The sequence below is a fragment of the Brevibacillus sp. genome (genome assembly GCF_003521185.1).
GTDB lineage: Bacteria > Bacillota > Bacilli > Brevibacillales > Brevibacillaceae > Brevibacillus > Brevibacillus parabrevis.
The window spans coordinates 1-23,139 of the sequence record NZ_DOTK01000009.1; the positions used below are offsets into that span (position 1 = coordinate 1).

The 23,139-nt window shown below is 52.7% G+C and carries 20 protein-coding genes; 1 reads left to right on the forward strand and 19 read right to left on the reverse strand.

All coding sequences use genetic code 11. The annotated features are described in order from the left end of the window. Positions 1 to 59: 59 nt before the first annotated feature. From DEP07_RS02460 to DEP07_RS02535, 16 genes are all read right to left on the reverse strand, one after another. A complete protein-coding gene (locus DEP07_RS02460) occupies positions 60 to 431 on the reverse strand; it encodes a DUF4280 domain-containing protein (RefSeq protein WP_122965909.1) in 372 nt (123 codons plus the stop codon). 35 nt (positions 432 to 466) lie between these two features. Then, positions 467 to 1,099 (reverse strand): hypothetical protein, encoded by a 633-nt coding sequence (locus DEP07_RS02465; protein ID WP_287102060.1) that lies wholly within the window; start codon positions 1,097 to 1,099, stop codon positions 467 to 469. Next, positions 1,096 to 1,611 (reverse strand): hypothetical protein, encoded by a 516-nt coding sequence (locus tag DEP07_RS02470; protein ID WP_281869444.1) that lies wholly within the window; start codon positions 1,609 to 1,611, stop codon positions 1,096 to 1,098. The genes DEP07_RS02465 and DEP07_RS02470 overlap by 4 nt, the downstream gene beginning before the upstream one ends. Before the next feature lie 14 nt (positions 1,612 to 1,625). Further along, positions 1,626 to 2,726, reverse strand: a complete 1,101-nt coding sequence (locus DEP07_RS02475) for a pentapeptide repeat-containing protein (protein WP_242774753.1) — start codon at positions 2,724 to 2,726, stop codon at positions 1,626 to 1,628. A 15-nt stretch (positions 2,727 to 2,741) separates the two neighbouring features. Then, positions 2,742 to 4,223 carry a contractile injection system protein, VgrG/Pvc8 family gene (locus tag DEP07_RS02480; protein WP_173598228.1) on the reverse strand — a complete coding sequence of 494 codons (1,482 nt, stop codon included), beginning with the start codon at positions 4,221 to 4,223 and terminating at the stop codon, positions 2,742 to 2,744. Between the two features lie 49 nt (positions 4,224 to 4,272). After that, the gene (locus tag DEP07_RS02485) at positions 4,273 to 5,049 is read right to left on the reverse strand and encodes a DNA and RNA helicase (RefSeq protein WP_122965914.1); all 777 of its coding nucleotides are present in this window, start codon (positions 5,047 to 5,049) and stop codon (positions 4,273 to 4,275) included. Positions 5,050 to 5,091: 42 nt separating this feature from the next. Continuing rightward, a complete protein-coding gene (locus tag DEP07_RS02490) occupies positions 5,092 to 7,746 on the reverse strand; it encodes a molecular chaperone (RefSeq protein ID WP_274874198.1) in 2,655 nt (884 codons plus the stop codon). 51 nt (positions 7,747 to 7,797) lie between these two features. After that, the gene (locus DEP07_RS02495) at positions 7,798 to 8,493 is read right to left on the reverse strand and encodes an iron-dependent peroxidase (protein WP_280649242.1); all 696 of its coding nucleotides are present in this window, start codon (positions 8,491 to 8,493) and stop codon (positions 7,798 to 7,800) included. Then, on the reverse strand, positions 8,484 to 9,761 hold the full coding sequence (locus DEP07_RS02500; RefSeq protein ID WP_280649248.1) for a normocyte-binding protein: 1,278 nt from the start codon (positions 9,759 to 9,761) through the stop codon (positions 8,484 to 8,486). Before DEP07_RS02500 ends, DEP07_RS02495 begins: the two co-directional genes overlap by 10 nt. Further along, positions 9,761 to 11,830, reverse strand: a complete 2,070-nt coding sequence (locus tag DEP07_RS02505) for a serine/threonine protein phosphatase (RefSeq protein WP_242774750.1) — start codon at positions 11,828 to 11,830, stop codon at positions 9,761 to 9,763. The genes DEP07_RS02500 and DEP07_RS02505 overlap by 1 nt, the downstream gene beginning before the upstream one ends. 49 nt (positions 11,831 to 11,879) lie before the next feature. Then, the gene (locus DEP07_RS02510; protein ID WP_217022400.1) at positions 11,880 to 12,719 is read right to left on the reverse strand and encodes a PP2C family protein-serine/threonine phosphatase; all 840 of its coding nucleotides are present in this window, start codon (positions 12,717 to 12,719) and stop codon (positions 11,880 to 11,882) included. Between the two features lie 2 nt (positions 12,720 to 12,721). Continuing rightward, positions 12,722 to 13,258: an FHA domain-containing protein gene (locus DEP07_RS02515; RefSeq protein ID WP_287102061.1), complete on the reverse strand. Its 537-nt coding sequence runs from the start codon at positions 13,256 to 13,258 to the stop codon at positions 12,722 to 12,724. A gap of 39 nt (positions 13,259 to 13,297) precedes the next feature. Further along, positions 13,298 to 13,855, reverse strand: a complete 558-nt coding sequence (locus tag DEP07_RS02520) for an FHA domain-containing protein (RefSeq protein WP_122965920.1) — start codon at positions 13,853 to 13,855, stop codon at positions 13,298 to 13,300. 228 nt (positions 13,856 to 14,083) lie between these two features. Then, positions 14,084 to 14,548 (reverse strand): DnaJ domain-containing protein, encoded by a 465-nt coding sequence (locus DEP07_RS02525; protein ID WP_122965921.1) that lies wholly within the window; start codon positions 14,546 to 14,548, stop codon positions 14,084 to 14,086. A gap of 153 nt (positions 14,549 to 14,701) precedes the next feature. Continuing rightward, on the reverse strand, positions 14,702 to 15,127 hold the full coding sequence (locus tag DEP07_RS02530; RefSeq protein WP_122965922.1) for a membrane-associated protease 1: 426 nt from the start codon (positions 15,125 to 15,127) through the stop codon (positions 14,702 to 14,704). A gap of 154 nt (positions 15,128 to 15,281) precedes the next feature. Next, positions 15,282 to 17,450, reverse strand: coding sequence for a transcriptional regulator (locus DEP07_RS02535; protein ID WP_122965923.1), 2,169 nt, complete (start codon positions 17,448 to 17,450; stop codon positions 15,282 to 15,284). A 550-nt stretch (positions 17,451 to 18,000) separates the two neighbouring features. Between DEP07_RS02535 and DEP07_RS02540 the strand changes: the two genes are divergently transcribed. Continuing rightward, entirely contained in the window at positions 18,001 to 20,061 is a 2,061-nt protein-coding gene (locus DEP07_RS02540) for a VWA domain-containing protein (protein WP_122965924.1), read from the forward strand. 4 nt (positions 20,062 to 20,065) lie between these two features. Here DEP07_RS02540 and DEP07_RS02545 read toward each other — a convergent pair whose 3' ends face one another. The 3 genes from DEP07_RS02545 to DEP07_RS02555 form a co-directional block, all read right to left on the reverse strand. After that, entirely contained in the window at positions 20,066 to 20,980 is a 915-nt protein-coding gene (locus DEP07_RS02545) for a serine/threonine protein kinase (RefSeq protein ID WP_173599565.1), read from the reverse strand. A gap of 88 nt (positions 20,981 to 21,068) precedes the next feature. Then, positions 21,069 to 21,851 carry an isocitrate lyase/PEP mutase family protein gene (locus tag DEP07_RS02550; RefSeq protein WP_217022375.1) on the reverse strand — a complete coding sequence of 261 codons (783 nt, stop codon included), beginning with the start codon at positions 21,849 to 21,851 and terminating at the stop codon, positions 21,069 to 21,071. A gap of 14 nt (positions 21,852 to 21,865) precedes the next feature. Then, on the reverse strand, positions 21,866 to 23,104 hold the full coding sequence (locus tag DEP07_RS02555; RefSeq protein ID WP_122965927.1) for an MDR family MFS transporter: 1,239 nt from the start codon (positions 23,102 to 23,104) through the stop codon (positions 21,866 to 21,868). Positions 23,105 to 23,139: the final 35 nt, after the last annotated feature.

The following is a 23,139-nucleotide window of genomic DNA, read 5'->3' on the forward strand; positions in this document are numbered from 1 at the left end:
ATGACGCCATCTGTTGCCTGCATGTCATTTCCCTCCCTTTTTCAGGTCGCAGGTTGACGTCAATCTTGTCCGTCCTTGTCAATGGTGATGATGCCTGAGGCAGTGCAAACTAGCCGCGATTTGCTCAGCAAAGCGGGTTCGTTATCCACCAGCACATCCTCTTTTCCGTCCGTCCACTTTTCCGGCGTCTGCGGCACGCACTGGCTTCCCGTCAGCTTGCAAAATCCGAAGCAGCCAATATTCGCACCCGAAGCGTGATCTGCGACGTTCATGACAGGCTTTCCGCGACTGTACACTCCGTGGCACGTAGGCAAGTTTAGCACCCCGGGGTCTGTTCCTTGCGAGCATTTTGCTGTCGCACCGCGTACGACATACGAATACTCTTCGCCAAATATTCCTGCACTCAGCGCCCTGAGCAAGTTTTCCAGCATATCCCTCTCTCCTTTCCCACTCATTCACCAAAAGCTTATACGCCCTCGCTTATCTTTAGAGTCCGGATCAATGCGGTCGCAATCGGCTGCCACACCCACGCTTCACTCGCCGAAAACACCAAGCTGCCAAAAAAAGCTCTCCCGTTTAGCGACGTCGCGAACATGATCTGATAAAAGTTACCGTCTGGCTTCGGAACGACATATTCGTAACTCGCCATTAACCGACCAGCTTGCTCCCACACATCGTTTTTTACGATCTGCAAACCTGGCGTCTTGCTTTTGATCTGTGCCGTCATCTCACGCAAAAAAATTTCGCTCTCATTCACCGAAAGCGCATGGATCATATGGTTGAGACCAAGCAAAATCGTGCCTGCTTCGTCCTGAAAAGCCAGCTGCTCATGCTGCTGTGCCGTGCTGCTTTTGCCTACCAGTCCTCTCGGCATAAGCTGGAGCGTGCGCGGCAAAATCATGCTTACCTGTCCGTCGAAGATCACTTTCTCCTCAAACGCGAACGTGCGCCCGTCATGCTCCATGCTTCCAAGCTCCGCAGCCGCCAGACATTCTTCCCAGGTCAACTGTGGTCGCTGCCGACTCATCTCCTCCAGCTGCCGCTTCATTTGCAGCTCATTCCACACATCCAAAATTTTTTCATCCCAATGTTCTGTCATGTCTGTCTCCCCGACTCGATCTCCACTTTTTGCAATACGAAACCAGTCAAGCCTCTACGCAGAAAACTTTCCGCCGCATCCAGACTCACCACGATGTACGGCTCCAAAATGCCTTGCACCGAGAAGAAATGGTGTCGCTTTACCTTTTCGTAGTCCAGCACCATTCTTTTCAACGCTCCATTCTGGTGAAACTCGCTGCCCACGGATAGCGCATCCACCGGGGGAACCTGCATGATCCAATACACATTCCGATCGTTTTGTTGTCGGTCGATCAAATCGACGCGTTTCCAACGAATGCCCAGATTGTACTTGGCGGTAATGGATTTCATCCGGTCGGACAGCATGTACAACGGCCTGTCCAACCAATCCGGATACGTGAGGCTCCCCTCCGACCGGACTTCCAAAACAGTCACGGGCAAAAGCGCCTCGATCCCCTCTTCCAGTGGCAAGCCAGTGGGCTGCACCTTCCGCGAGATACGCCTGTCCTCCGTGAGCAAATAGTAATCCCGCACCGTGATCACCTCCTTCATTCCGTTGCCCAGCAAATCTCTTCCCGTTGTTCGTCCGTCAACGCAAACCGATCCTGATCCCGTTCCAAAAAGATCGCCTGTCGTAAATTTGCTCCGCAGAAGCTTGCCCTGTATAGACGAGAATGGCGAAAATCCGCCCCCTCCAGATTCGCCTGATCAAACCGGATGCCAAGCAAGCCTGGTTGCCTATACCGTTTGTCATTGCTTGTCTGTCCGTCTGTGTAAGTGAAATTGGCCCCACGAAGGTCGCTTTGGCGAAAATCGGCATCGCAAAGCAACGAATGGCGAAAGTCAGCGTTTGTCAGCTTGCTGCCGATCCAGCGCGTACCCATCAGCACGCATTGACGAAACTCGCTGTTAGCCAGATCACTGCTGCTAAAGTCGTTGAATCGCAAATCCAGCCCGTCCGCCTTGATCTCGCGCAACTGCATGTTGGCAAATGTTTCGTGCGTACACTGCGCCCCTTTTGTTTGCTCCAGCAGCTTTCTCGCTTCCTCTTCTTCTCTCGCCTGGATATCTTCCACATAGACCGGCTCGCTCAAATCTTTAAACTCGCCCACCCGGATTTGAAATCGCTGCGCTTTTTCCAATTGCTTGTACTCTGGCAGCTTGACCACTTCTGATAGGGAGAGACGGGCAAGAGCTGTCACGAATTGGGCAAAAAAGTCCAACTCCTTGAGCACCATCCGTTCTACATCCGGTGCATCCAGCACGCCCATGTACCTTTTGCGCCGCTCTTCCAAAAGTCGCAGAAGTCCGGAGATTTCTTGAAAAGCCCAGCCTGCGTCATAGCGGGAAAAGCAAGCCGCCTCATCCCAATACCATTTGTCTGTATAAGCTTCGAGCAAATATTGGTTTGATCCGTCCAACACGGACGTGCGCAACAGCGAAAGGTGAATAAATCCGACAGCTGGCATAACACCTCGTGCCTGCCTTTCTTTAATCTGGATGGCAAACTGCCGCATCGCTTCCACAAAATCCGCTACGAGCCGCTCCCTGTTTTCCAGAAAAAAAGATTCCAAAGCCGCAACACATTCTTCCAGCGCAGGCAAAGCGACCTGCTCGTACAGATGCTGGAGCGCTTCCGCTTTTTTCATGGCTGAACGAGCCTCCTAGTTCATCTTGATTTCCGAGCCCTTCATTTCAATTTTGTCTTCCAACGTAATCGTGTTCCCTTTGCCTGTCAGCTCGATCTTTTGCGCATTAATGTGTATCGTGTTTCCAGACATGTTGATGTCTTGTCCGGCTGTAATGTTCACGTTTTGGTTGCTCACAATCGATATTCCGTGCTTGTCGCTGATCGTAATCGACATCTCCCCCGCGGAAATGACGATTTTATCGGGAGCCAGCACAATTTCTTTTCCGTATTTCGTACGAAACGTCTTGACCGCCGGATCTTTCATCCGATCGTTTCCGCCGCCGCTTCCTCCTGCGGCAGCAGCTCCGCCTCCCGAGCCGCCTGACTTTTTCTTGGCATCCGGTTTGGCGTCTGGAATATCCTTCAGAACCGAGCTGATAGCTATCCCGTCCTCTTCCTTCTTGCTGGGAAAATAAATCCGGATTTGATCGTTGACCTCCGGCATGACGTACCAGCCCGTCTGGTTTTCGGATGTGTAAATCGTCGAGTACGGAAACCAGTAAGCTGTGCTCTGGTCTTGCTGGTCATCCATGTCCAGCTTGGCCCGCACATTGTCATTTTGGATCTGGAGCACGCGTCCCTGGATGGAAGCCCCGATGATCGCATGATTGTACAGCTTCTTGCGGTACATGCCTTTGCGCGGAAACAGCTTGTACGTATGCGTCAAAATGCCGTCCTTGATTTCTGAGACAGCTTCCCCGACCACAAGCGGCCTGTTTTTGAACTGGACTTCGTTGCCTACCTCAAGAACTTGCTCACTCTCTACCTCGTACACCGTATAGTCTTGCTCGTTGATTCCGGGAATCTTATTTTCCGAATCGCTTTGGAACTCGCCCACCCGCTTGTGGACGGTGTAGTGGCCAGCCGTCAATTTGCCCTTGTCCTGGCCGCTTGGCAGTCCAAAGAAAAATTTAGGCAGCGGAAAAGTCGTGGCGGGAACAAGACCGGTATAGAAGCGCGAAGCCATTCTTTTCAGAAACTGCCAGTCAGTCTCCTCGTATTGCATGATAAAGGTGCCAAGCGTTTTACCTTTGGTAACCGAGTCGATAAAATCGGCTTTACCATACGCTGACAGTACCGTCTTCACCAGATTGGCATACGTCATCGCCGGGTTTTGGAAGGAGCGCTTCTTCGTTTTGACATCAAGCAAATACGTGTACGAAACCGCCTCTACCGACAAGTAATACACGCCCCGACTCGCTTTGACATTGACCCGCAGCACGATGCCCTCAAACCAGGCTGTCGGCTTTCCCTTTCCGTCCGTCAAAACGATTTTGACAGGTGTTTGCGAATTGGTTTGATTCACATAACTATCCTTCTGCTCCTCGGAAATGATTCCGGTAAACCAAAGCCGCGCGTGCTCGTTCATTTTTTTCACGACTTTCAACGTTTGCAAATGAGTCAGTTCATACGGCATCACTTGGATGTTCTTGTAGGTGAAAAACTGGCTGCTCATCGAATCCCTCCCGTCTGGCTACTGCCTGATTGTTGCCATCCCGCTTCCGCTAATCCACAATCACCCGCTGCCGCCCGGACGCCCGCCACTCTTGTTTGGGCTTGTCGCCGCTCTTCGCCTCTTCCAAAATACGCCCCAAATAGCTGACGATCTGCGGGTTGGAGCTGGCGCGATAGCCGAAGCCCAACCGGGTGCCTATATAATGAAGAATCAGGTCGCGCTCCACTCGCTCGGCGTTGATTCCTTGCGTGGCAAAAGCGAGGTCGAAGGCGTTTGTCGTTTTGGTCTTCAACAGCTCGTGCGAAAAATAACGCAAGATCGCCGGAGCGAGTGTCGGGTATTGCTGGCCTGCATATTCCACATTCGTGAAATTCCACGTGTTGTACTCTGTTGTCAAATCGAGAAAATACGGGTAATCCGAGCGCAGCTTCGCGCCTTCCTTGAGCTTGAAACGGCCCAGCTCGCGCTCATCCGTCCCGATGTCCATGTTCGTATCGAGCACATAGTGCGTCTCGTACGCCAAAAAATCGGTCAACGTCGTCTGCTCGTCGAAACGTATTTTCAGCATCGTCTCCTTGCCTGTCGCTTCGTACGGGAGCCGTTCCTCGCGATCCAGCAAATAAATCCGGCCTTGATGCTTGATGATGCCACGGCCGACGACGAGCTGTCCGTCCTCGACCGCAACGTCCATGCCGGAAATAATTCCGTCCGTGTAGGCGAGAAAATGCAGCTCCGCGAGATGTCTCGGATAATCCCGCAAGTTTTCGAGCATTTCCCGCTTGAGAATCCGCCCCTTGTGAAATTGGGGAGAGAGATGGGAAAACAAGGCTGTTCCCCCCTTCTTGTTCATATGGATTAGGTTGACTCGCTATTTCATCCCGTCGAAAAAGTCCAGCTCGGACAAATCGCTTTCAAAGGCGAAGAACACTTTTTTCCCCAGAAGTAGCTGCTCGTTTTGCCGAGCGACTGGCACCACGTGGAATCCCCATTCGCTGCCGCCTGAAAACACGAAAAACTTGACCTCTCCGTTTTGAATCGAGTCGGTTTCTTCCTGGGGAATGTGGCTTGCGTACTTGGCCTGGATTTCTTCGTAGAGCACAGGCTTGTACGCGCTTCTGTCGTCCGTGTACAAATAGCGCTTGCGCAAAAGTCCGTCGCTTTCCTTGAGGAAAAACTCCACCTCGCTCACTCCGTACGGACGGGAGATGGCCCCATGCACCTGGCTCAGCTTTTCCTGACTGCGAATCAGTATCCGCTCCTGTCTGTTGTGCGTGAACGCCGTCACCGAGTAAGGAACGACAGGCGCGTGATTGGTGATTTGCGCTTCGATGAATCCCGCTTTTTTCGCGCTCTGATAACGAAGTGCGCCGCGCAGGCAGGACAGCTTCAGGTCGGGTACTTTTCCTGCGTCCTCGGACCTTTGGCGAAATTCGATGCTGCGTCCCGGCACGAACTCCTTCAACGCTTCGCGAAACACGTCAATCCGGCACGACTGTCCGGTCAGCTTGATGATGGAAAAGTCCGCGAGCTTTCCTTCCTGATAAAAATCGTCGAGGAACACCCGCAAAATCTCGTAAATGTCCGCCTTGATCAAATGGTTGATCTCTTTGCTGTTGAAGACGACGTCAGGCAAGTCGTACACATCCCGGAAGCGACCATCCTCGCGTATCGACAGCACCCAGCGCTCGACTGCTGTCAGCTTCAAATCCTGCTCCTGACGCTGCTCTCCTTCGGCTGTAAACCGGTTGCGCAAAATGCCCGTCTGACGGAAAAACTCCTTTTTCATATGGTCTGCCAGGTCCCATAAAAAGTGAAAGTTGTTGCGGACGCGCTGATAGTCGTCGCGGCTTTTGTTCTCGTAAGCTTTGTAGCAGGTGGGCAAAAGCGCCTCTGCCTCCCGGTAGCGCCGTTCGAATTGCTCGTAGACAGCATCGACGCCAAACTCATCTACATGCCGGAATATTTCCGAGCCGGGGATGTCGATCAGTTGGTCGATGTCGGTTACGTGGCGGCCTTTGCTGTAGTAGTCGGCAAACACGATTTTCATGAACTGCATGATCCGGTATGTGATGTTGTTGCCGCCAAAGTTCGTATCGCCGTTTTCGTAGGTCGTGCTAATGTCGATGCGATAGGAGATGTGGCCATCCTCGATGCGAAAGCGGCACGATGACAAGTCGGTCGTTCCTCCGCCGCAGTCAATGACCAGCGCTTGGTACGTCTCGCCGTCGAGGAAGCTGTCTTTGTCAATCTGGTCCGCGATCGTGTTGAACAGCACCGCCATCCCTTCATCCAGCGCATCCTGCGATTCGATGCGGTATTCCGGCAAAATGTCCGTAAACATCTCGATGAACTGCGTTTTCAGCTTCACAGGACTGGTGATATGCAAGTGCCGAAACCGACACTTGAACTGATGCTCCGCCGTCTGGATGACATGCAGCAGGTACTGCCGCAAAATGTCGCTACGTTTGACCATGGCCGTATTCCCTTGGCTGTCCATCACTTCTTCCAGCTTGTGATAGCTGTTCACCCAGCGCTTCAATCCGAAAAATACGGTCGCATGCGAGCTGTATCCGTTCTTTTTCATCTGGCGCAGCGCTTCGTAGCCGATGTGGTAGCGCACGTCTTGCGCGACGGAGCAGTCTGCTACCTGGACAACGGTCGGCAATACCTCGATCCACTCTTCTGTTTTCTGGGTCGTGTCTGGAAACGCGACGTAATTGATCGCATTCAGCTTGATTCGGCCATTCAGCAAATCGTTGCTGGAAGGGGCGCTGACATACTGGTGGTCCAAAAAAGCGCCAGCGGTCGTGGAAGAAGTGCCGAAATCAATCGCCAGCACAGCATCCGTCTCTTCCAGCTCCCTGATTTCCAGATCCGTTACAGGCACTTTGTAATAGTGCAAGTTGACAGGGGGGAGCGGCTTATCCTCGGTGTATGCTTTGTACAAATAATCCGAGTCTTGCTTGCGAAAAAAGAGCAGGCTGTAGCTCTGATTCACGGTTTTGCGCCACGGGACGTCCTTGTGGGAAAACAGCATGTACCGTCCCTGCTTGTCTGCCTCTTTGCGCAGCTGAAAAATGCCGCACAGCTCCATGTAGTCATTGACGAGCAGGACATTCGACTCGGACAAGCCTTGGGCCGACTCCACCCGATAGCCATCCAGCCTGTCTACAGCCAGCCCGGCATACAAACTCATCTTTGCCGGGATTTTGATGGAGTCCGCCCCAGGCAGCGGCGTATTCAAGTAGGCATGCAAAGCCGCTTCGATCCGTTCAAAGCCGCCTGTTGTATCCGATTCGATAAACAAGCTCTCCTCCGCGCTGCGAAACCGCAAGATCGTGTTCAGCAATCCTTCCCGATCGAGATTGTTCACAACCGAGCCAACCAGCTTTTCCTTGTAACAAATATTGCGCAGCTGAAAGGTCGTCATCTCCATCAGCTCATCTCGCGTATACGTGGTTTCGTTTCGCGGGACGTCCATGCTGCCTTTTTGAATATGAAGCTTGTACGACATTTTACTCATGAGAACGCTCCTCCCACACCCACATGACTTTCTAGCAAAATCACGTGCCTTCTAGTACATTGCCATGCTGTCGATTTGCATGGTTTCCTCCACATCGAGAATGCCAAAGTGGTTGCGCCAATACACTTCTGTCTGGAAGCGAACAGGCAGGAAAATGTCCTTGATCAGCTCCAGCCTTGCCCGCGCTGCTGCCGTCTCCTCCTGCCCGACATACAGAAGCAGTTCATCCTTCTCCTCGCAGTTTGCGTAGATGGTCGAGCGGGGAAAAATTTTTCGCATCGTGTCCCGCAGCAAATAAACTGCTTCTCCCGTCTCATACAGTCGCAACAAATTGCCCGCAATGATTTCACGTTCTTCCTGGGTGAACAACCGAATGTGATCCGCCGTCCTTTTGCCGAACAGTCCCGCTTCGAGATCGCGCAACACAAAGCGGATGTAGTATTCTCGCTTGTTCATTCCTTGCACCAGATCGATATCGGCCAACAGGTGAATCACGATGTCAAACAAGACGTGACGCAGTTCAGGCTCATCCGTGTAATTGACATCAAACAGCTCGCGGAAAATATCGTCAAAGCGATAGAACGGGTTCACTTCTACCGTCTTGTCCACGGTTTTGGCGTTGATCGCTTCCTGGCTCAGCTCCATGTAAGGCGAGTACACCTTCGCCGCTTGGAACGTAATGTCTCTTTTGGCAACTCCGGCGCGCCTGGCCTTGATGACCAGATCCCAGATGTAGTTCACGCCCATTCTCCTTCGCACTTGTATTCCGGGAAATACATCTGAATCTCGGACACGAGAAAGCTCATCATATCCTCTAAAATAAAGCTGTCGGTTCCGCGCTTGCGAAAGCCGAGATGCATGATTTTTTTATCGTGCTCCACGCGGACATTGTCGCTGATAAACGGATTCATCTCATACGTAGCGGCCGTCCCTTTGCTTTTTTCGCGAATTTCCACATGCAAAAGCTCCAGCTGCTCCGCTGCTTCGAAGGAGTGGACGATGCGAATGATCTCTCCCTTGGCCCGGACCGGCATTCCTTGCTTGCGCGCGAAGCTGGTGACAAAGCTGCTCTTGCGGCGGTTGGACACCAGTTCATAGTGCAGGCGGGACGTAGGCGTCTCGACAGGCTGGGTAATTTTGCAGACGTGCCAAATTCCCGACTTTTCCTGGGGAGACACGATGGTCAATTCTTCGGGCGTGCGCTTGATATAGCGGATCAGCGCTTCGTCGCCGTCTACCAAATACCCGTGCTGGCTCCCTGTCTTGCGCAGCGACAGCACGTGCTCGAAGTTCACCCGATCGGTAGCAGGCACGGGGAAGCCGATATTTTTCAAGGCCAGCCGTTCGATGTTCCAGAGCGGGATGACGTCCAGCTTTTTGTAAGGCTCCCACTCTTCCAGGTGGACGGACACTTCCACGATCTCCTCGTCCTCGCCAAGCTCGCCCTCGCAGGAGACGAGGATGACGTCGAAAAACTTGTTCGCGTACGGATGGTTTACGGTTTTCCACGGCATGCCGTTTTTTTGAAACATGTTGTACAGCTTTTCCAGCTCGTTTACGTACAGCGGGTTTGGCTGCAAGCGCACTTCGATCGGGTACGAATGCTCCGCTGTCGTCAAACGCCCCTGAAAATGCCGCTTGCCATGCGCAAGCGATTGGAGACGGCTGTACTCGCACTCCAGAAAAATCGTCATGAGCACCGCTTCTTCCTGTCGGGCGAGTTGCTCAAACAACTCCTTGCGATCGAACCATGTTTTTTGTTCGTCGCCCGGAATCATCGGGTACAAATAGTCGTGAATCGGATCGAAGTCATCCCGCTGACATAGCGTGACGTAAATGTCGTGCTTCTCTTCCTTGTCCTCAAATTCGGAGAAGACCCGCTGCTCCAGCTTCTTTTGCATGTCCTCCTGATATTCGACCAGATGCAAAAACACGCTGTTCATCATCTGCTTCAGCATCCTGCGCTGTTCCAAATCTTCCATTTTGTTCAAACGGTCCAGTACGATCTCTTTCATCATGGTGCTTTGACAGCCTCCTTTTGCGCCGGATTGGCTGGTGATTCGGCAGCGGACTTGCCCTCGACTGGCCGAGCGGAAGGAGCCGGACTGGCGGATTGACCCGGTTTGGGTGCTTGTTGCTGCGCTGCCGGGGGTGGAGTTGCTGCCGGACTCGGGGTGGTGACATGCCCTGCATTGCCCCCTTGCTGCTGTACCGCTGGGGCGGGAGTTGCGACCGGACTCGGGGTGGACGCATGCCCCGCATTACCCCCTTGCTGCTGTACCACCGGGGCGGGAGTTGCTGCCGAAGTCGAGATGGCCGCTTGACCCGGTTTGGGCGCTTGCTGCTGTACCGCCGGGGGTGGAGTTGTTGCCGAAGTCGGTGGGCTGGCTTGACCCGCATTGCCCGCTTGCTGCTGCGCCGCCGGGGTTGAAGTTGCTGCCGGAACAGAACTTGCGGCATTCCCCGAGTGACCCGCTGGCTGCTGTGCAGCCGATGGCACAACCTGCGGCGTGCTTTGCTCAGCAGCAACAACAGGCACTGCAGCTGGCGGATTCAGCTTTTCCTCCACCTTGGTCACTTTGCGCTCCATCGCCAAAACCTTTTCCAGCACGCCGATTTCCTGATACATCTCCTGCGCCATCGTGTACGATTCGACGGCCGCTGCAAAATCGCCAGCGGCGTAGCTGTCGTCGCCTTTTTTCTCCAGCTTGTCTGCGGACAGCATTTTCTGCTCTTTGCTGATGCCCGTTTTCTTCGCTTCCACCTCGTCCAGCTTCGCCCGAATCTCTTTTTCCCCCGTGAGGTAGGACGATTCCAGCGCCAGCTTTCTCGCCTTTTGATAAAAGGCGGCAGCCCCTTCGTAGTCTTGCGCCTCGAACAGCATGTCGCCTTCCTTCTTCCACTGCATCACGAGCAAATACGATTCGGTCTTTTCCTTTTTGGCAGCAATCTCCGGCTCGTTGAAATCGTCCCGGCCTTTCATTTCCTTGAGCGCCTTGTCGTATTTTTCCAGCGCTTTCTGATACTGCTCGTCCTTCATCGCCGTATCCCCGTCCACGATGAGCTGGGTGATTCGCTGCTTTTTGTTCAAAAGCGCCGCGTGGATTTTGTCCTTGACGATGTTGGCGGCATTGCGCGCTTCGCTGTATTCCTTGAGCGCTTTCGGATAGTCGCTTTCTTCGATAAACGCATCCCCGTTCTGCTCGTGCTCGAACATGCCTGTCGCAGCATCGGCGATTCTCTCGGCTTCCTTCATCTTGAACAAAAGGGCGCCGCCTCCTGTCAAGGCAAGCAACAGGACGATAATCGCGACCCGCTTGATAATCCGCCACTTTTTCTGCGGATCGGTCTTGAAAATCTTGTTGGCAAAAATCGCCGCAGCCGTATAGTTGTTCACCACACGCTGCTGTTTGCTCAACAAGACATCCTCCACCGTATCGATCAGCGCTTCGGGATCTTTTGCTTCCTCAAGCGCGTCCTGCATCTCGGCTGGACCGACTCTCTCCCACACCCCCGGAGTGGTCAAAAGCAAGACGTCTCCGTCGTACAGCGGCAGCTTTTTGGAAATGTACGGGCGAAATTCATCCGGCGTTCCCAAGTAATTCAACAGATTGTGGCGCTCCTCGTGGCAGTCAAGCACGTCCTCTGCGATTTCTTCTCCATCCGCCATCTGTTGCGACAGACTCTGGTCTTTGCTCCGCAAATGCAGCCGTCCGTTGCGAAACATATACAGTCTCGTGTTCCCGGCCACACCGTAAACGACGCGGGCATAGTCGGTGACGATCAGCGTCAGACTGGCCTTCAGCCGCACCCGATGGCTCTCCTGCCGGAGCACGCGATGCGCTTCCTGCAAGTAGCGGCTGATGCGATAGCGGGAGAGAGACGGCTTTTGCATAAAGTGTCCCAGGACGCTTTTGACCGCAAGCTCGGCGCTCTGCACTTCCTGATCCGCATCCAAGCCGCGGGCGATCACCCAGCAAGCAATATCATCCAGTTCGGTGTAGGCAAAGTAATCCTTGTTGCGCACATGCGTGCCTGACTCGGACAAAAATCCGGTTACAAATTCACTGTTGTCCCTTCTCATCCTTAACTACCCGCTCCTCCTTCTCTTCCGGATGCTGCTGCCCTCGATCTCACCAACCTTTTTCCAAAATCAGAATGGTCGCGTTGTCCTGGTTGGCTTTTTGCTTGCTCTCGACGGCATCGATGATTTGCTCGGCAGCATCGTGGGAGGAAATGTTCTGAAACAAGATTTTCTCCAGCTCCACTTCTGTCAACGTATCGTAGACGCCGTCGCTGATCAGAATCACCTTGTCGCCCTTCTCCAGCGGAAAAGGTTCGCGGCCAATCTCGATATTATGAAAGCCTTCGTAGCCGAGGTAATTGATCAGCTGCTTTTTCTTTGGATGGCTGATCGCTTCGTCTTTGCTGATTTCCCCGGCGAGAAAACGCTCTTCCAACACCGATTCGTAAATGTCCTTTTGATTGATCGGAATAAATTCTCCCCCGCGAAAAACAGTCAGGACACTATCCCCGACCGCGCCCCAATGCAGCATGCCGTCGTGAATGACTGCCGCAACCAGCGTAGTGCCTCCCCGGCTGCCTTTTAGCGCCTGCAAAATCTCCCCGTTGGCAAGCGTAGCGGCTCGGGAAAAGAAAAGAGAGAGGTGGCGCGGATGGTCCAGCTTGGCGAACTCGCGAATAAACGTCTGGACGGCCAAAGTCGATGCCAGTCTGCCGTTGGCAAGGCCGCTGATGCCGTCTGCCAGCACAGCAATCGTTCCGTGCGAGGTCGTTGTCGTGGCAAAATAGTCATCCTGCTCTGCTCTTCTGCCAATCGTCTGTCCATTGCCAATCTGAATGACCGGATGCTTTTCCTCTCTGATCCAAGCGGCACGAACGCGAAACAACCAAATGATGACGGCTATGACGGCAAACACAACCAGATAAGGAATGATCTCCTGTGCAAACATGCTCATCCTTCCTTGCCTTTGCTTGCGTTGTCCCATTCAAAGTGAACCCCGCACAGCGGGATGAAAATAAACGTACTGCCGCCAAGCTGGATGACGTCATAGGCAGTCAGCTCGACTGGCGTGTACACCGCTTCGTTATTGTGGTAAGCCAGACCGGAGGCATCGCCGGGGAGCAGGTAGAAATTGCGCTTTTTCGGATCGTAGACGATGACGGCATGGTTTCTGCGAGAAATTTTGTTATCCCCGATGATGCGGATATGCATATCCTCGGAGCGTCCGATGAAGTTTTTTTCTGCCATGATGCGATAGTCTTGTCCCTGCTGTGGCCCATCGATGCAGACCAGCCAGCCTGTGACAGGCTCGATGCCTTCTGTCTCCCCCAAGTAAGGCATGGTCTTGTCATCTTCGTCGCCGCCCCTGGCAGGCATTCGGTTCTCCGCCTTTGCCGCAGGCTCTACCACCAGGCTGCAATACGGGCAAGTGCTGCCGTGTTTTCTCGTGCTAAACATGTGTCCATTTGCGCATCTCGTCAAACTCATTCAAGTCTTCCCCCGTTTCGTGTCTCTCCACCTGCTCGTCTACTTCAGCAGCAAGCGTGTATTGGCTATGTAAATGATGTCGCCCGCCTTCACTTTGTGCGGCTGCTCGATTTCCAGCTTGTTCTTGTCGCGGCTGTTCGGCTGTTTGATTCCAGTGCCGTTGCGGGAGTGAACATCCTCGATAAACCAGTTGCCCGAAGCATGGTTGAGCACTGCATGCTGTTTGCTGATCAGAGCAGCGTACTCGGCGTCAGACAAGTCGATGTCGACTTCGTTCTGGTTCGTGTTTTTGCCGATCAAAAGCGAGGTCGCTCCCTGGATAAACCACTCCTTCACGCTCTCGCCGTCCTCGTCCAGCAGCACGAGCTTGGAAATGCCTGTTTCCTTCCTGTCCTCCTTCTCGTCCGGGCTTCCGACCGTGACAATAAACATGCCGAATAAAAAAAGCCCAAAGGCAATTCCCGTAAAAATCTTCAGAGCGTTGCTGTCCGTGTAGCCGAAAACATAAATGAGTTCGCCAAACAAAAGAATTGCAATCAACAGCTCGATCAGCTTTACCCTGACAGATTTTTGATAAGCCTTGCTTTTCTTTGCCATCTTGAGTACCCCCCTTACGAAAAAGTGCCCCAAGCTTTGGGAGAATGGTTTTTTGCTGACATCCATCCAAAGAAAGGAGCAGGTTCGGTGCTTCTATGTCCATAAAAGAGCGGCCATCCGCCTTGTCATCGTTTCGGTCTCTTCGCCTGCTGTCAGGATGTCGCCCGATTTTTCCTTTTTAGGTATGCCGTCTGTTTGGTTAGCTGCTCTGTCTTGGCTGACAGCGTCTTATTTTTTCTTCATGCGAAAAAACTGCTCGAACGTATCTGTGGTATCCAGCGGATTTTTTTTGCCGCGGTTCATGCTCTTCTCGTTGACCTCTCCTGTTTTCGGATGAAAGCCGAAAAACTGCTCAAACGTCTTGTGCAAATCTTCCATCGAAGCGCCCGGATTCGCTCGCTGCTGGTTCGCTTTCGCCTGGCCCTGCGCCCTTGCTTGCTCAGCGCCGTTTCTTTCACGGGCTTGTCCTCTTCCCTGGACAAACGCTTCGTAACGCGCGTCGTAGGCTTCCCGCGCAGACTCGTCCTGCAAAGTCTGGTACGCCTCTGTTATATCTTTGAAAAGCTGTTCGGACTCCTTGCTCCCCGCATTCACATCGGGATGGTGCTGCTTCGCCAACTGTCGGTACGCTTTTTTGATGTCGTTTTGGGAGGCCGTCTTCGCAAGCCCCAAAATCTCGTAATAATTTTTCACCACAGCACCCTCTGTCTGGCTTTTTGGAAAACCGTACCTTGAACACGGCTTTCAAGGTACGGCTCGTTTACTCTTTTGAAAGAAAAGAAGCTGTGACCGCTTGCGGTCGATCCGCTGGACGCGACCGTTTGGCCAGTCCTTCGCGGCAAAAGACTAGACAGCGTAGCCGCCTTCGATTTTCGCGAACTCGGTTTTGTCTTTCTTTTGTTTGATGAAGATGCTGAATGTACCAACACCTTCTGTATCGCCGAATGTCTCGTTGTAATCGACGACGAAAGCGTTCGGGAAGTAGATTTTGCGAATGACCTGGTCAGCAGCGATCACTTCCAGTGTCACTTTGCGGTAGCAGTCTGCTTTTTCCGCTGGAACCAAAGACCACAGAGCCAGCTTCATCGTGTCATCGGCGCTGTCGCCGTCCGTTGCTGTAATGATTTTGCCTGTCAGACGCAGTGTTGCCCCTACGTCAGTGGAACGAGCGTTGGAATCATCTGGAGTATCCGTGTCGTACTTGACTGTCTGGATGTTGTCCATTCCCAGCTCGATTGTTTCGGAACCTTCTACTTTGAGTCGAAAACCCATGAAAAAAACCTCCTTGGCGTATATGTGTGCTCTCGAATGACCGGATGGGCTTCGAGGCTTATGTGTAAGGGTGCGCTTTGGAAAGCACACCTCTAGCCACCTGCGTAATGTGTGAATCCATTTCATAAAAAGCTCTCCCGACTGAAATCAGGTACTAAGCTTTGACAGGAGTCGTACCCTTCGTGATCGTGACTTCCAGATTTTTCACATTGCCATTGAAGATCAGATCGATGTGGCACAGATTGCTCTTGTCGTCGATGATATAGCTCATGTCGTCGCCATCCTGAATGATGGAGTTGACAAAGCCGCGTGTGCCGAGCCATTTGCTCTTTTGGCTGCTCGGGTTGTTGCTGAAAAATTTGACGATGTTGTCGTGCTTGAAATCGCCCGTCTGGAAGCGGAGAATCCGCTCGATGTAGGTGCTGACCAGCGTTTTGTAGATGGAATCGAAGCCATCCTCGGCCATCGCCAGGCTGCGCGCCTTGTACACCGTGATTCGCTTGATGTCCTTGCCCTGGATTTGCGCATTTTCCGAAGAGAAGACAAAGCCAAAGTTTTTGCGGTTGATCGAATCTTTGATGTTGTTCGTAAAGCCGGAGATTTCCTTGGCCATGGTCGTAATCGCCCGCAGACCGTTTTCGCCCGCTTCGATGTCAAAGCGCACGCCTGGATACTCGCGGCTGACCACCTTGAATGCTTCGCGCAAATACTCCGGACACTGATACGCCGCCACAATCCCTGCCGCTACATAGCTCGCTCCGACGTAAACGCCTTCGATCCACAGCTTCAGGATGTCTTCTTTTTCCTGCGACAGCTTCACGCCGTCTTCGGTTTGCAGCATGCGGCTGTCGATGACCACTCCCGATTTGTCCTTCGGAATAATCGTAAAGTTCGGAACGCACGGGATCGCAAACTCGCTGTACTCCTTGCGCACAAGCACGCCGCACTTGTCGATGTACTTGTCGATGCCGGCAGTCGCCATGCTGTTGAAGGTCGTCTCTTCGCCCGTGCTGAAGCTGAAGAAAATTTGGACCTTGAAGTCTTTGACTACTTGCAGCAGCATCGTCAGCGACTCCATCGTATTGCCGTCCTGTTTGACGACCTTTTCGTTGCCGCGGAAGCGCTCGCGTGTGACTTTCGCTTTGGCGCCAGCTTCCATGTCGATGGAAGGCACGATTCCGAACCAGATCGTATCGGTGAAGTCGTTTTTCGCGTTGACGGTGTTGAGATACGTCTCCAGGCGCGGGATGTTGCTGCTTTTCACCAGCATGTCCAGCTTGGTGTTGGTGATGAGCATCGCAGGCTGCATGCCTTTGTTCTTGGTCACGTACTGATCGAAGAACATTTTCACGCCGAGAATTTTCTCGACCAGCGGCTTGACTGTTTTCACGAAGTCATCCTTCGCGTTTTTATAAAATTCGAGGTACGTGTTGTAGTTTTGCACCTCTGTCTCAATGTCGATCTCGCTATGAACGGCAGGCAGCGGGCAGAACGTGCGCACTACCAAATCTTTGACATAGGAGGACGGCGTTTCGGTAATCGACTCGTAATCATCCTCGAACACGTTCATCAATCCGTTGCCGTTGCCCTCGTCGAGAACCATCAGCTCGCGGCTGTCGCTTTTCGGCGCTTCGATGATTTTCAGCTCACCGTTTTCCCCGATCGTCAGCATCCCGATCTGAATCGCTTCCGACTGGTTCTCCTCTTGCGCCCCGCCGAGAAGCAGACGGGTCTTGATATCTTCAATCGCGAGCGGGAGCATGGCCATGACGTTGTTGTAGTTTTTGCTCGCATCTTCAAACATGATGTTCAGCTTGTCGCCGAGATCGAGCTTCTTCGGATCGCCATCGTCCAGCTTTTCGTAGTGGCTGTACAAGTAGTGAATCTCTTTACGCACCTGACGGATATCGTCCATCACTTTTTTCGGGGAGATCATGTCCAGCAGATTCTCGAATTTAAAGTCGACGTTCGTGATTCCCTGGCTGCGCTTTGTATCGATCAGTGTGAACAGCATTTTCAAAAAGTCATTGCTCTGGTCGATCTTGATCTCGGAAATCGCATCTTCCGCAATGCCATCAGGCTTTTTCAAGGTGTACATAACCTTTTGGTTTACGGCGTTGTAGAACGAATAGACAGTCGGGGAGAACTTGTCCAAAAACTCATCGAAGCTTTTCACAAGCAAATGCTCGTTGATTTCCTTGATCTTGTCGTCGCTCAAACTGTCGATGCCCTTGACGTCGCCTACAATCGTGATGAGGTCGAGTTTCTCCGGGTTGATCTCTTCGAACAGCATGGTTCTGTTGGTCTGGTTAATAATGTCCATAAATGACCCCTTCCTTTTGTCTCTCGTAAATGCGTGGTCCTAACTCAGGAGTGTATGAGTCCTACTTCCACAATCAATTACAGTTGATTACATAAATCCCAATAAAACCAAAAATCTTGCCTCTAAATTAAACTCGCTCGCCATATTTTGTCAACAAACCCTCTATTATGACAATTTTCCTATGTGCACCATTACCGTTTCTGGTATTTAGACCCATTTTATTCCACTTATCTTCCTTTTTCTGGTTGAGCACTTTATGCTGAATCCAGGGAGTCTTCCCGCCTACTTTTCCCGACAAAACCAGCATCACGCCTTACTTTGTCCCTACTTCTGCCGCCCTGCCCGCACAGCGCCGGATGCGCCCATAACTCGAAATACTGACAAGAAAGGACAGGATGAACCTTATTTTTACAAAAAAGGCTATTATTTCACTTTATATACCTCGGCAAAATGGTGCCCGCCGTTTAGCTGGAAGTTGATTTATGGGCAAATAGTCCTGTTGCAACAAAATGTGAACAATTTGCAAACTTTTAAGGAAAAGAGTGAAAACATGTACAAAAAAACTGGACATCCTCCTCCGTTCTCCCTGGCGTTCAAATGGGTGGTTAGCGGTATCCTCCTGCCTTTCCTCCTCCTTTTCTCTCCCCTTCCAAGCGGGGCAACCGGGACGGGTGAAGCAGGAATCGATGCGGTTTTTGTCATTGATACGAGCAATTCGATGAACCAGACAGACCCTGGGAAAACAGCTGCCGAGGTCATGGGCATGTTTATCGACATGAGCGAAGCTAGTCGTACCCGGATCGGCTTTGTCGCCTATAATGATCGAATCGTCCAGACGCAGCCGCTCACCAGCATGGCGGAGAGCAGACAGCGCGAGCAGTTGAAAAGCAAGATTCAAGGGTTGCGTTATTCGGGATATTCCGATATGGGGCTTGGCTTGCGAAAAGGGGAAGAGCTGATTGCCAGAGCGAAGGATCAATCGCGAAAGCCGTTTTTGATCCTGCTCTCGGATGGGGGAACCGATCTGCGCCAAAACGCCAATGGCAGAAGCGTCGCGGCATCGAACAAAGATGTGGAGTCGGTTATGGCAAAAGCGAAAGCGGAGGGCTACCCGATCTACACAATCGGGCTGAACAGCGATGGCTCTGTGCAAAAAGAGCAGCTGAAAAAAATCGCGGAGACGACAGGCGGGACTTCTTTTGTCACGCAAAGCACAGATGATTTGCCGGAGATTTTCAATCAAATTTTTGCGAAGCACATCCAGTCGCAGCTTGTGTCGGTAGCAGCCATGACGGCGACGGGAAGCTTGCAAGAGGTCACGGTAAACATCCCGAACGCCAGCATGCAGGAAGCGAACATCGTGCTGTTGTCGAACCATCCGCTGCTGGAGTCACAAGTCTACTACCAGTCGAAAAATGTGCATTTTATCCAATCGAAAAAATACTCGCTGATGAAAATCGAGCAGCCGACAAAGGGGAGCTATCTGGTCAAATTCCGCGGACGGCCGGGCGACCTGGTCAAAGTCAATTTGCTGGGCAACTACAGTCTGAAAGCCGATGTACAGGTTGCACCTGATCCTGTCTCCAAAGGCAATCCGGCGACCTTCACGACTTATTTGACCCAGCTGGAGGGCAATCAGCGCCTGGAAGATCGGGACGTCTACGGTTTGATGCAGGCCGAATTGATCGTCACCGACATCGCGAAAAAGCAAACCGAAAAAATTCCGCTGAAAAACGGGGGAACGGTCTTCACAACCGACTATGTGTTCCCGCACTCCGGGCAGTACCAGTGGAAAATTTTCATGAGCGGCCCGGACTTTTACCGCGAGACGGCAAGCAAAACATTCGAAATCGCCAACATCGCGCCCGTGGCAGTAGCCAAAAACAAGCTGACCATCGAAAAGGAAAACGGCGAGCAGACAATTGACCTCGCTGCTTATTTCACCGATGCCAATCAGGACAAGCTCACCTATGCGATCGTCTCTCCTACTCCCGCCGATCATTTTGGGGCAAGCATCCACGAATCCGGGTTGAAGCTCGTGCCGAGCAAAAGCGGCACTTCCGCGATCACTATCACGGCTACCGATTCCGAAGGGGCAAGCGTGACTGGCTCGCTTGTCATCACGGTTCATTCTGTCTGGGATCGCTACATCACAATCGGACTGATTGTTCTCGCTCTTGCCGCAATTGGCGCAGGCGCCTACTGGTTCATGCGCCCGAAACCGAATTTTAGCGGCCGTTTGGAAGGGTATTTTCTTCACACCGCCAGCGGCAACGACATTCCCGTGAAGTTTTGGCCGCTCGCCGCGTTTGGCAAAAAGCAACGCATCACGCTCCACGAGCTGTTTTCAAGCCTCGACGTCAACGAGCACCTGCCGGAAGCACACAAAATTTACTTCCAGCCAGGGAAAAACCAGACTTTGGTCATGATCAGCCACAGCCAGTGCACACTGCAAAAAGGCAAGGACATTTTGCCTCGCCATAAAAAAGTGGTGCTCCACTACAACGACAAAATTTACGTGACGTTTGAGGATCATGTCACCGAGATTGAACTGCGCTACAAAGAAAGCAAACCCAGCCCCCACCAAGCTGGGAACTGGGAAACGGCATAACGGACTATTTGCTTTTGCTTGCGAGAAAGGGGGTCTGCAAGCGAGACTTGCCCGCTCTCAACAGATGCTCCGCACGGACGGCTGCTGCCAGCACCCGAAGTGAGGGGCATCTTTTTTTCGCCTCGACTGCCATGCCCCACGCAATGACATTCGCGATCAGCCGCGGCACAGTCGGATTCAGCTCGCGAACGGACGGCAGCCGATCCTCGATCACTCGCGTCGCCACATCGGCCGGACGGTGCCTGGTCAGGCAAAAATAGAGAGTAGCCGACAAGCTGTACACATCGGAAAAAACACCTTGTCGGGACTGGCTGGAATAAAATTCGAGCGGAGAGTATCCTTCCGTCGTCACGATCTGGCGGGGGGCGTCGGTTGCAAAGCGAATAGCCGAGCCGAAATCAATCAGCATCGGCTTTCCCTCATCGGTCATCACGATGTTTTGCGGCTTGATATCCCGATGGATGATCCCTTGCTTGTGGATGTAGTCCAAGCTTGCCAGGAGCGGGAGCACGGTTGTCTGCACGAAAGCAGCGACATCCAGCTCCCCTTGCTCTTGCACAAACTGGTCAAGCGTCTTGCCTTTGCAATACTCCACGACCAGATAGCCTGTCCCATTTTCTGCAAAGTGATCGACATAAGGAGCGATATGCTCATGGCGCAGCTCCTGCAAAATCGCCGCTTCCTGCCAAAAGCTCTCCAGCAGCGTCTGAAATCGCGCTTTTGACGATGGCTTCCGGCAGATGACGCTGCGGTTATCCAAGTCGCGCATCGCCAGTGCTCTCGGGAAAAACTCCTTCACAATTCTCGTCTTTTTGGCCTCCATGTGGTAAACGAGATACACATGGGACAGCTCGCTCGTGGAGACAGTCTTTTTGATCCGGTAGGCTCCCCGCAAAATCGTGCCTTTTTTCAGCTCCATCCGTCTTTCGGTTCACTCCTCCCTGGCATCTTTCTCGTTCTCAGGAAACGATACCAAATACCAGGGGCAGGTGGCAATATGTGGAGATTTATCCTTGGCGATTCGCTGCATACAGCAGGGCCGTGTCACGGTCAGCCGCCAGCTTGGAGGCACTCGCTTTTGCAAAATCAGCAACATGGTCGTAAAAGTCATTCCCGATGCTCAGCCGCTTGACTCCCCACTCTGCCAAGCGCTCGGCATTCGTCAGGGTGGGGCGCGACAGGACATTCAGCGGCGCACGCACCTCTTGGGCAATCGCTCTAATTTGCTCCTCCTCGACGATCCCCGGAACGAAAATGCCGCTCGCCCCGCTCTCGACGTAAGCCAGTCCGCGCTCAATCGTTTCCGCGAACGGGTCCTCTCGCCGGAAATACGTGTCGATTCGCGTATTGATGTAAAAATCAGCGAAGCCACGGTTGTCGAGAGCAGCCCTCATCGTCTGCAAAAGTTTCGCCTGATCGGCGATCTCTTTTAACCCCGGCCCTCGTTTGAAAGAGTCCTCGATGTTGATCCCGGCAACCCCCAGGTCAGCCGTTCGCAGCACGTTCTCGACAATTTGCCCGTGAGTCTCTGCATAGCCCGCCTCAATGTCGGCGGAAACCGGAATGTTCACGTGATCCACGATCAGCTTGATGATGGACAAATGCAAGGCAAAGTCAATGTTTTCCCCATCTTTGTATCCGAGAGAAGCCGCAACGCCCCAACTCGTCGTCCCGATGGCCCGAAAGCCGCTCTGCTCCAACGTGCGTGCCGAAAGGACATCCCAGGCATTTCCCAAAAACAACATCTCGTCTGCATGATGAAGCGCTTGAAATTGCTGAATCTGATTCATTCTAATCCCTCTTTTCAAATCGTGATTTGTATAGGTTGTTCACAATCTTGCGTCTTCTGCTGACGCTGTTCCCACAGTCTTTGACCGCGCTGGAAAAACGGCAAGGCCAAAAAGGTCAGCAGCATCAAGATCGCGAAAATAACTGGCCCTTGGTCAAAGCCCAATTGCTGAAGCAGCAAACCGCCGATCCACGCAGTGGCGCTCTGCCCCAGAAAAGCGAAGCCGCTCGCGCCGTAATAGGCGCCTCGCATATGCTCGGGAGCGATTTCTCCGATCAGTACATCACCGATGACAAAGCATAAAATTTCCCCGATGGTAAAGACCACCATCGACACTGACAGCCAGAACAAATTGGTGAAGAGTCCGAACCCGAACAAGCCGAGTCCGAAAAGGAGGCAGCCGACTTTCAGGGCCGTCATGGCAGAATAGCGTTTCATCAGCCTGGCAAGCGGATATTGAAAGACGAGGACAGACAACGTGTTCATCACGAACAGGAAGGAGTAAGCCTCGACCCGGTCGTGACCGATGTACTGGGCAAGCGTCGTATCCAGGTGCGTATAGGCTCCAGCCACAAACAAATTGCCGAGCAACAGATACAAAAACACTTTGTCTGTGAACACGATCCGCGCCATCTGCCCCATCGGAATCGAATCGGAATGCTCCCGCAGTTGTTGCTTGAACAAGATCATGAACACGACCAGGATGACCGCATACAGCGCCATAATCACCGCACTGATCAGAAACGGCAGCATGGAGGACGAACTGCCTGCGCCGAGCTTCAACCCAATCAGCGGCCCGATCGCTCCCCCCAGGTTGATGGCAAAATACCTGGCGTTGAAAGCACCCCTGCGCTGGCTGTCCGGGGTAAAATCAGCGAGCAGGGCACGCGCCGTCGGTTCAAATACATTGCGGCACAAACCGTTCAGCGCACTCAAAAGGAAGAACATCCACGTCTCGCTCGCCAGCGTGAAGCCGACCAGGACAAAGCTCCAAAGCCCCATAGAGGCGATCATGACCGGATAGCGTCCCAACCGATCTGACAACGCTCCCCCAGCGAAGCTGCTGACCGTGCCCACCAAAAGGCTCATCGCCAAAATCGCGCCAACTACGGCCGGGTCGATTCCCTTTCCTTTGCCCAAGTAAATCCCGAGAAAAGGCAGCGTCATGAAAAATCCTGTCCGCGATAAAAAGGTGCCGATGATGACGCCCCATGCCACGGGATGAAAGCGAGGTAACGGAAACCTTTTGCTCATCTTGTTTGCTCTCCCCATTCCTGTTTTTCGTCTGT

Bases quoted from the DNA above. Each gene is read 5' to 3' on its own strand.
- DEP07_RS02555 (WP_122965927.1), bottom strand. From the start codon at position 23,104: ATGAGCAAAAGGTTTCCGTTACCTCGCTTTCATCCCGTGGCATGGGGC.
- DEP07_RS02535 (WP_122965923.1), bottom strand. From the start codon at position 17,450: ATGGACATTATTAACCAGACCAACAGAACCATGCTGTTCGAAGAGATC.
- DEP07_RS02545 (WP_173599565.1), bottom strand. From the start codon at position 20,980: ATGGAGCTGAAAAAAGGCACGATTTTGCGGGGAGCCTACCGGATCAAA.
- DEP07_RS02495 (WP_280649242.1), bottom strand. From the start codon at position 8,493: ATGGGCGTGAACTACATCTGGGATCTGGTCATCAAGGCCAGGCGCGCC.
- DEP07_RS02465 (WP_287102060.1), bottom strand. From the start codon at position 1,099: ATGACAGAACATTGGGATGAAAAAATTTTGGATGTGTGGAATGAGCTG.
- DEP07_RS02500 (WP_280649248.1), bottom strand. From the start codon at position 9,761: ATGAAAGAGATCGTACTGGACCGTTTGAACAAAATGGAAGATTTGGAA.
- DEP07_RS02530 (WP_122965922.1), bottom strand. From the start codon at position 15,127: ATGGGTTTTCGACTCAAAGTAGAAGGTTCCGAAACAATCGAGCTGGGA.
- DEP07_RS02520 (WP_122965920.1), bottom strand. From the start codon at position 13,855: ATGGCAAAGAAAAGCAAGGCTTATCAAAAATCTGTCAGGGTAAAGCTG.
- DEP07_RS02540 (WP_122965924.1), top strand. From the start codon at position 18,001: ATGTACAAAAAAACTGGACATCCTCCTCCGTTCTCCCTGGCGTTCAAA.
- DEP07_RS02460 (WP_122965909.1), bottom strand. From the start codon at position 431: ATGCTGGAAAACTTGCTCAGGGCGCTGAGTGCAGGAATATTTGGCGAA.
- DEP07_RS02505 (WP_242774750.1), bottom strand. From the start codon at position 11,830: ATGAGAAGGGACAACAGTGAATTTGTAACCGGATTTTTGTCCGAGTCA.
- DEP07_RS02515 (WP_287102061.1), bottom strand. From the start codon at position 13,258: ATGAGTTTGACGAGATGCGCAAATGGACACATGTTTAGCACGAGAAAA.
- DEP07_RS02480 (WP_173598228.1), bottom strand. From the start codon at position 4,223: ATGAGCAGCCAGTTTTTCACCTACAAGAACATCCAAGTGATGCCGTAT.
- DEP07_RS02475 (WP_242774753.1), bottom strand. From the start codon at position 2,726: ATGAAAAAAGCGGAAGCGCTCCAGCATCTGTACGAGCAGGTCGCTTTG.
- DEP07_RS02490 (WP_274874198.1), bottom strand. From the start codon at position 7,746: ATGAGTAAAATGTCGTACAAGCTTCATATTCAAAAAGGCAGCATGGAC.
- DEP07_RS02550 (WP_217022375.1), bottom strand. From the start codon at position 21,851: ATGAATCAGATTCAGCAATTTCAAGCGCTTCATCATGCAGACGAGATG.
- DEP07_RS02510 (WP_217022400.1), bottom strand. From the start codon at position 12,719: ATGTTTGCACAGGAGATCATTCCTTATCTGGTTGTGTTTGCCGTCATA.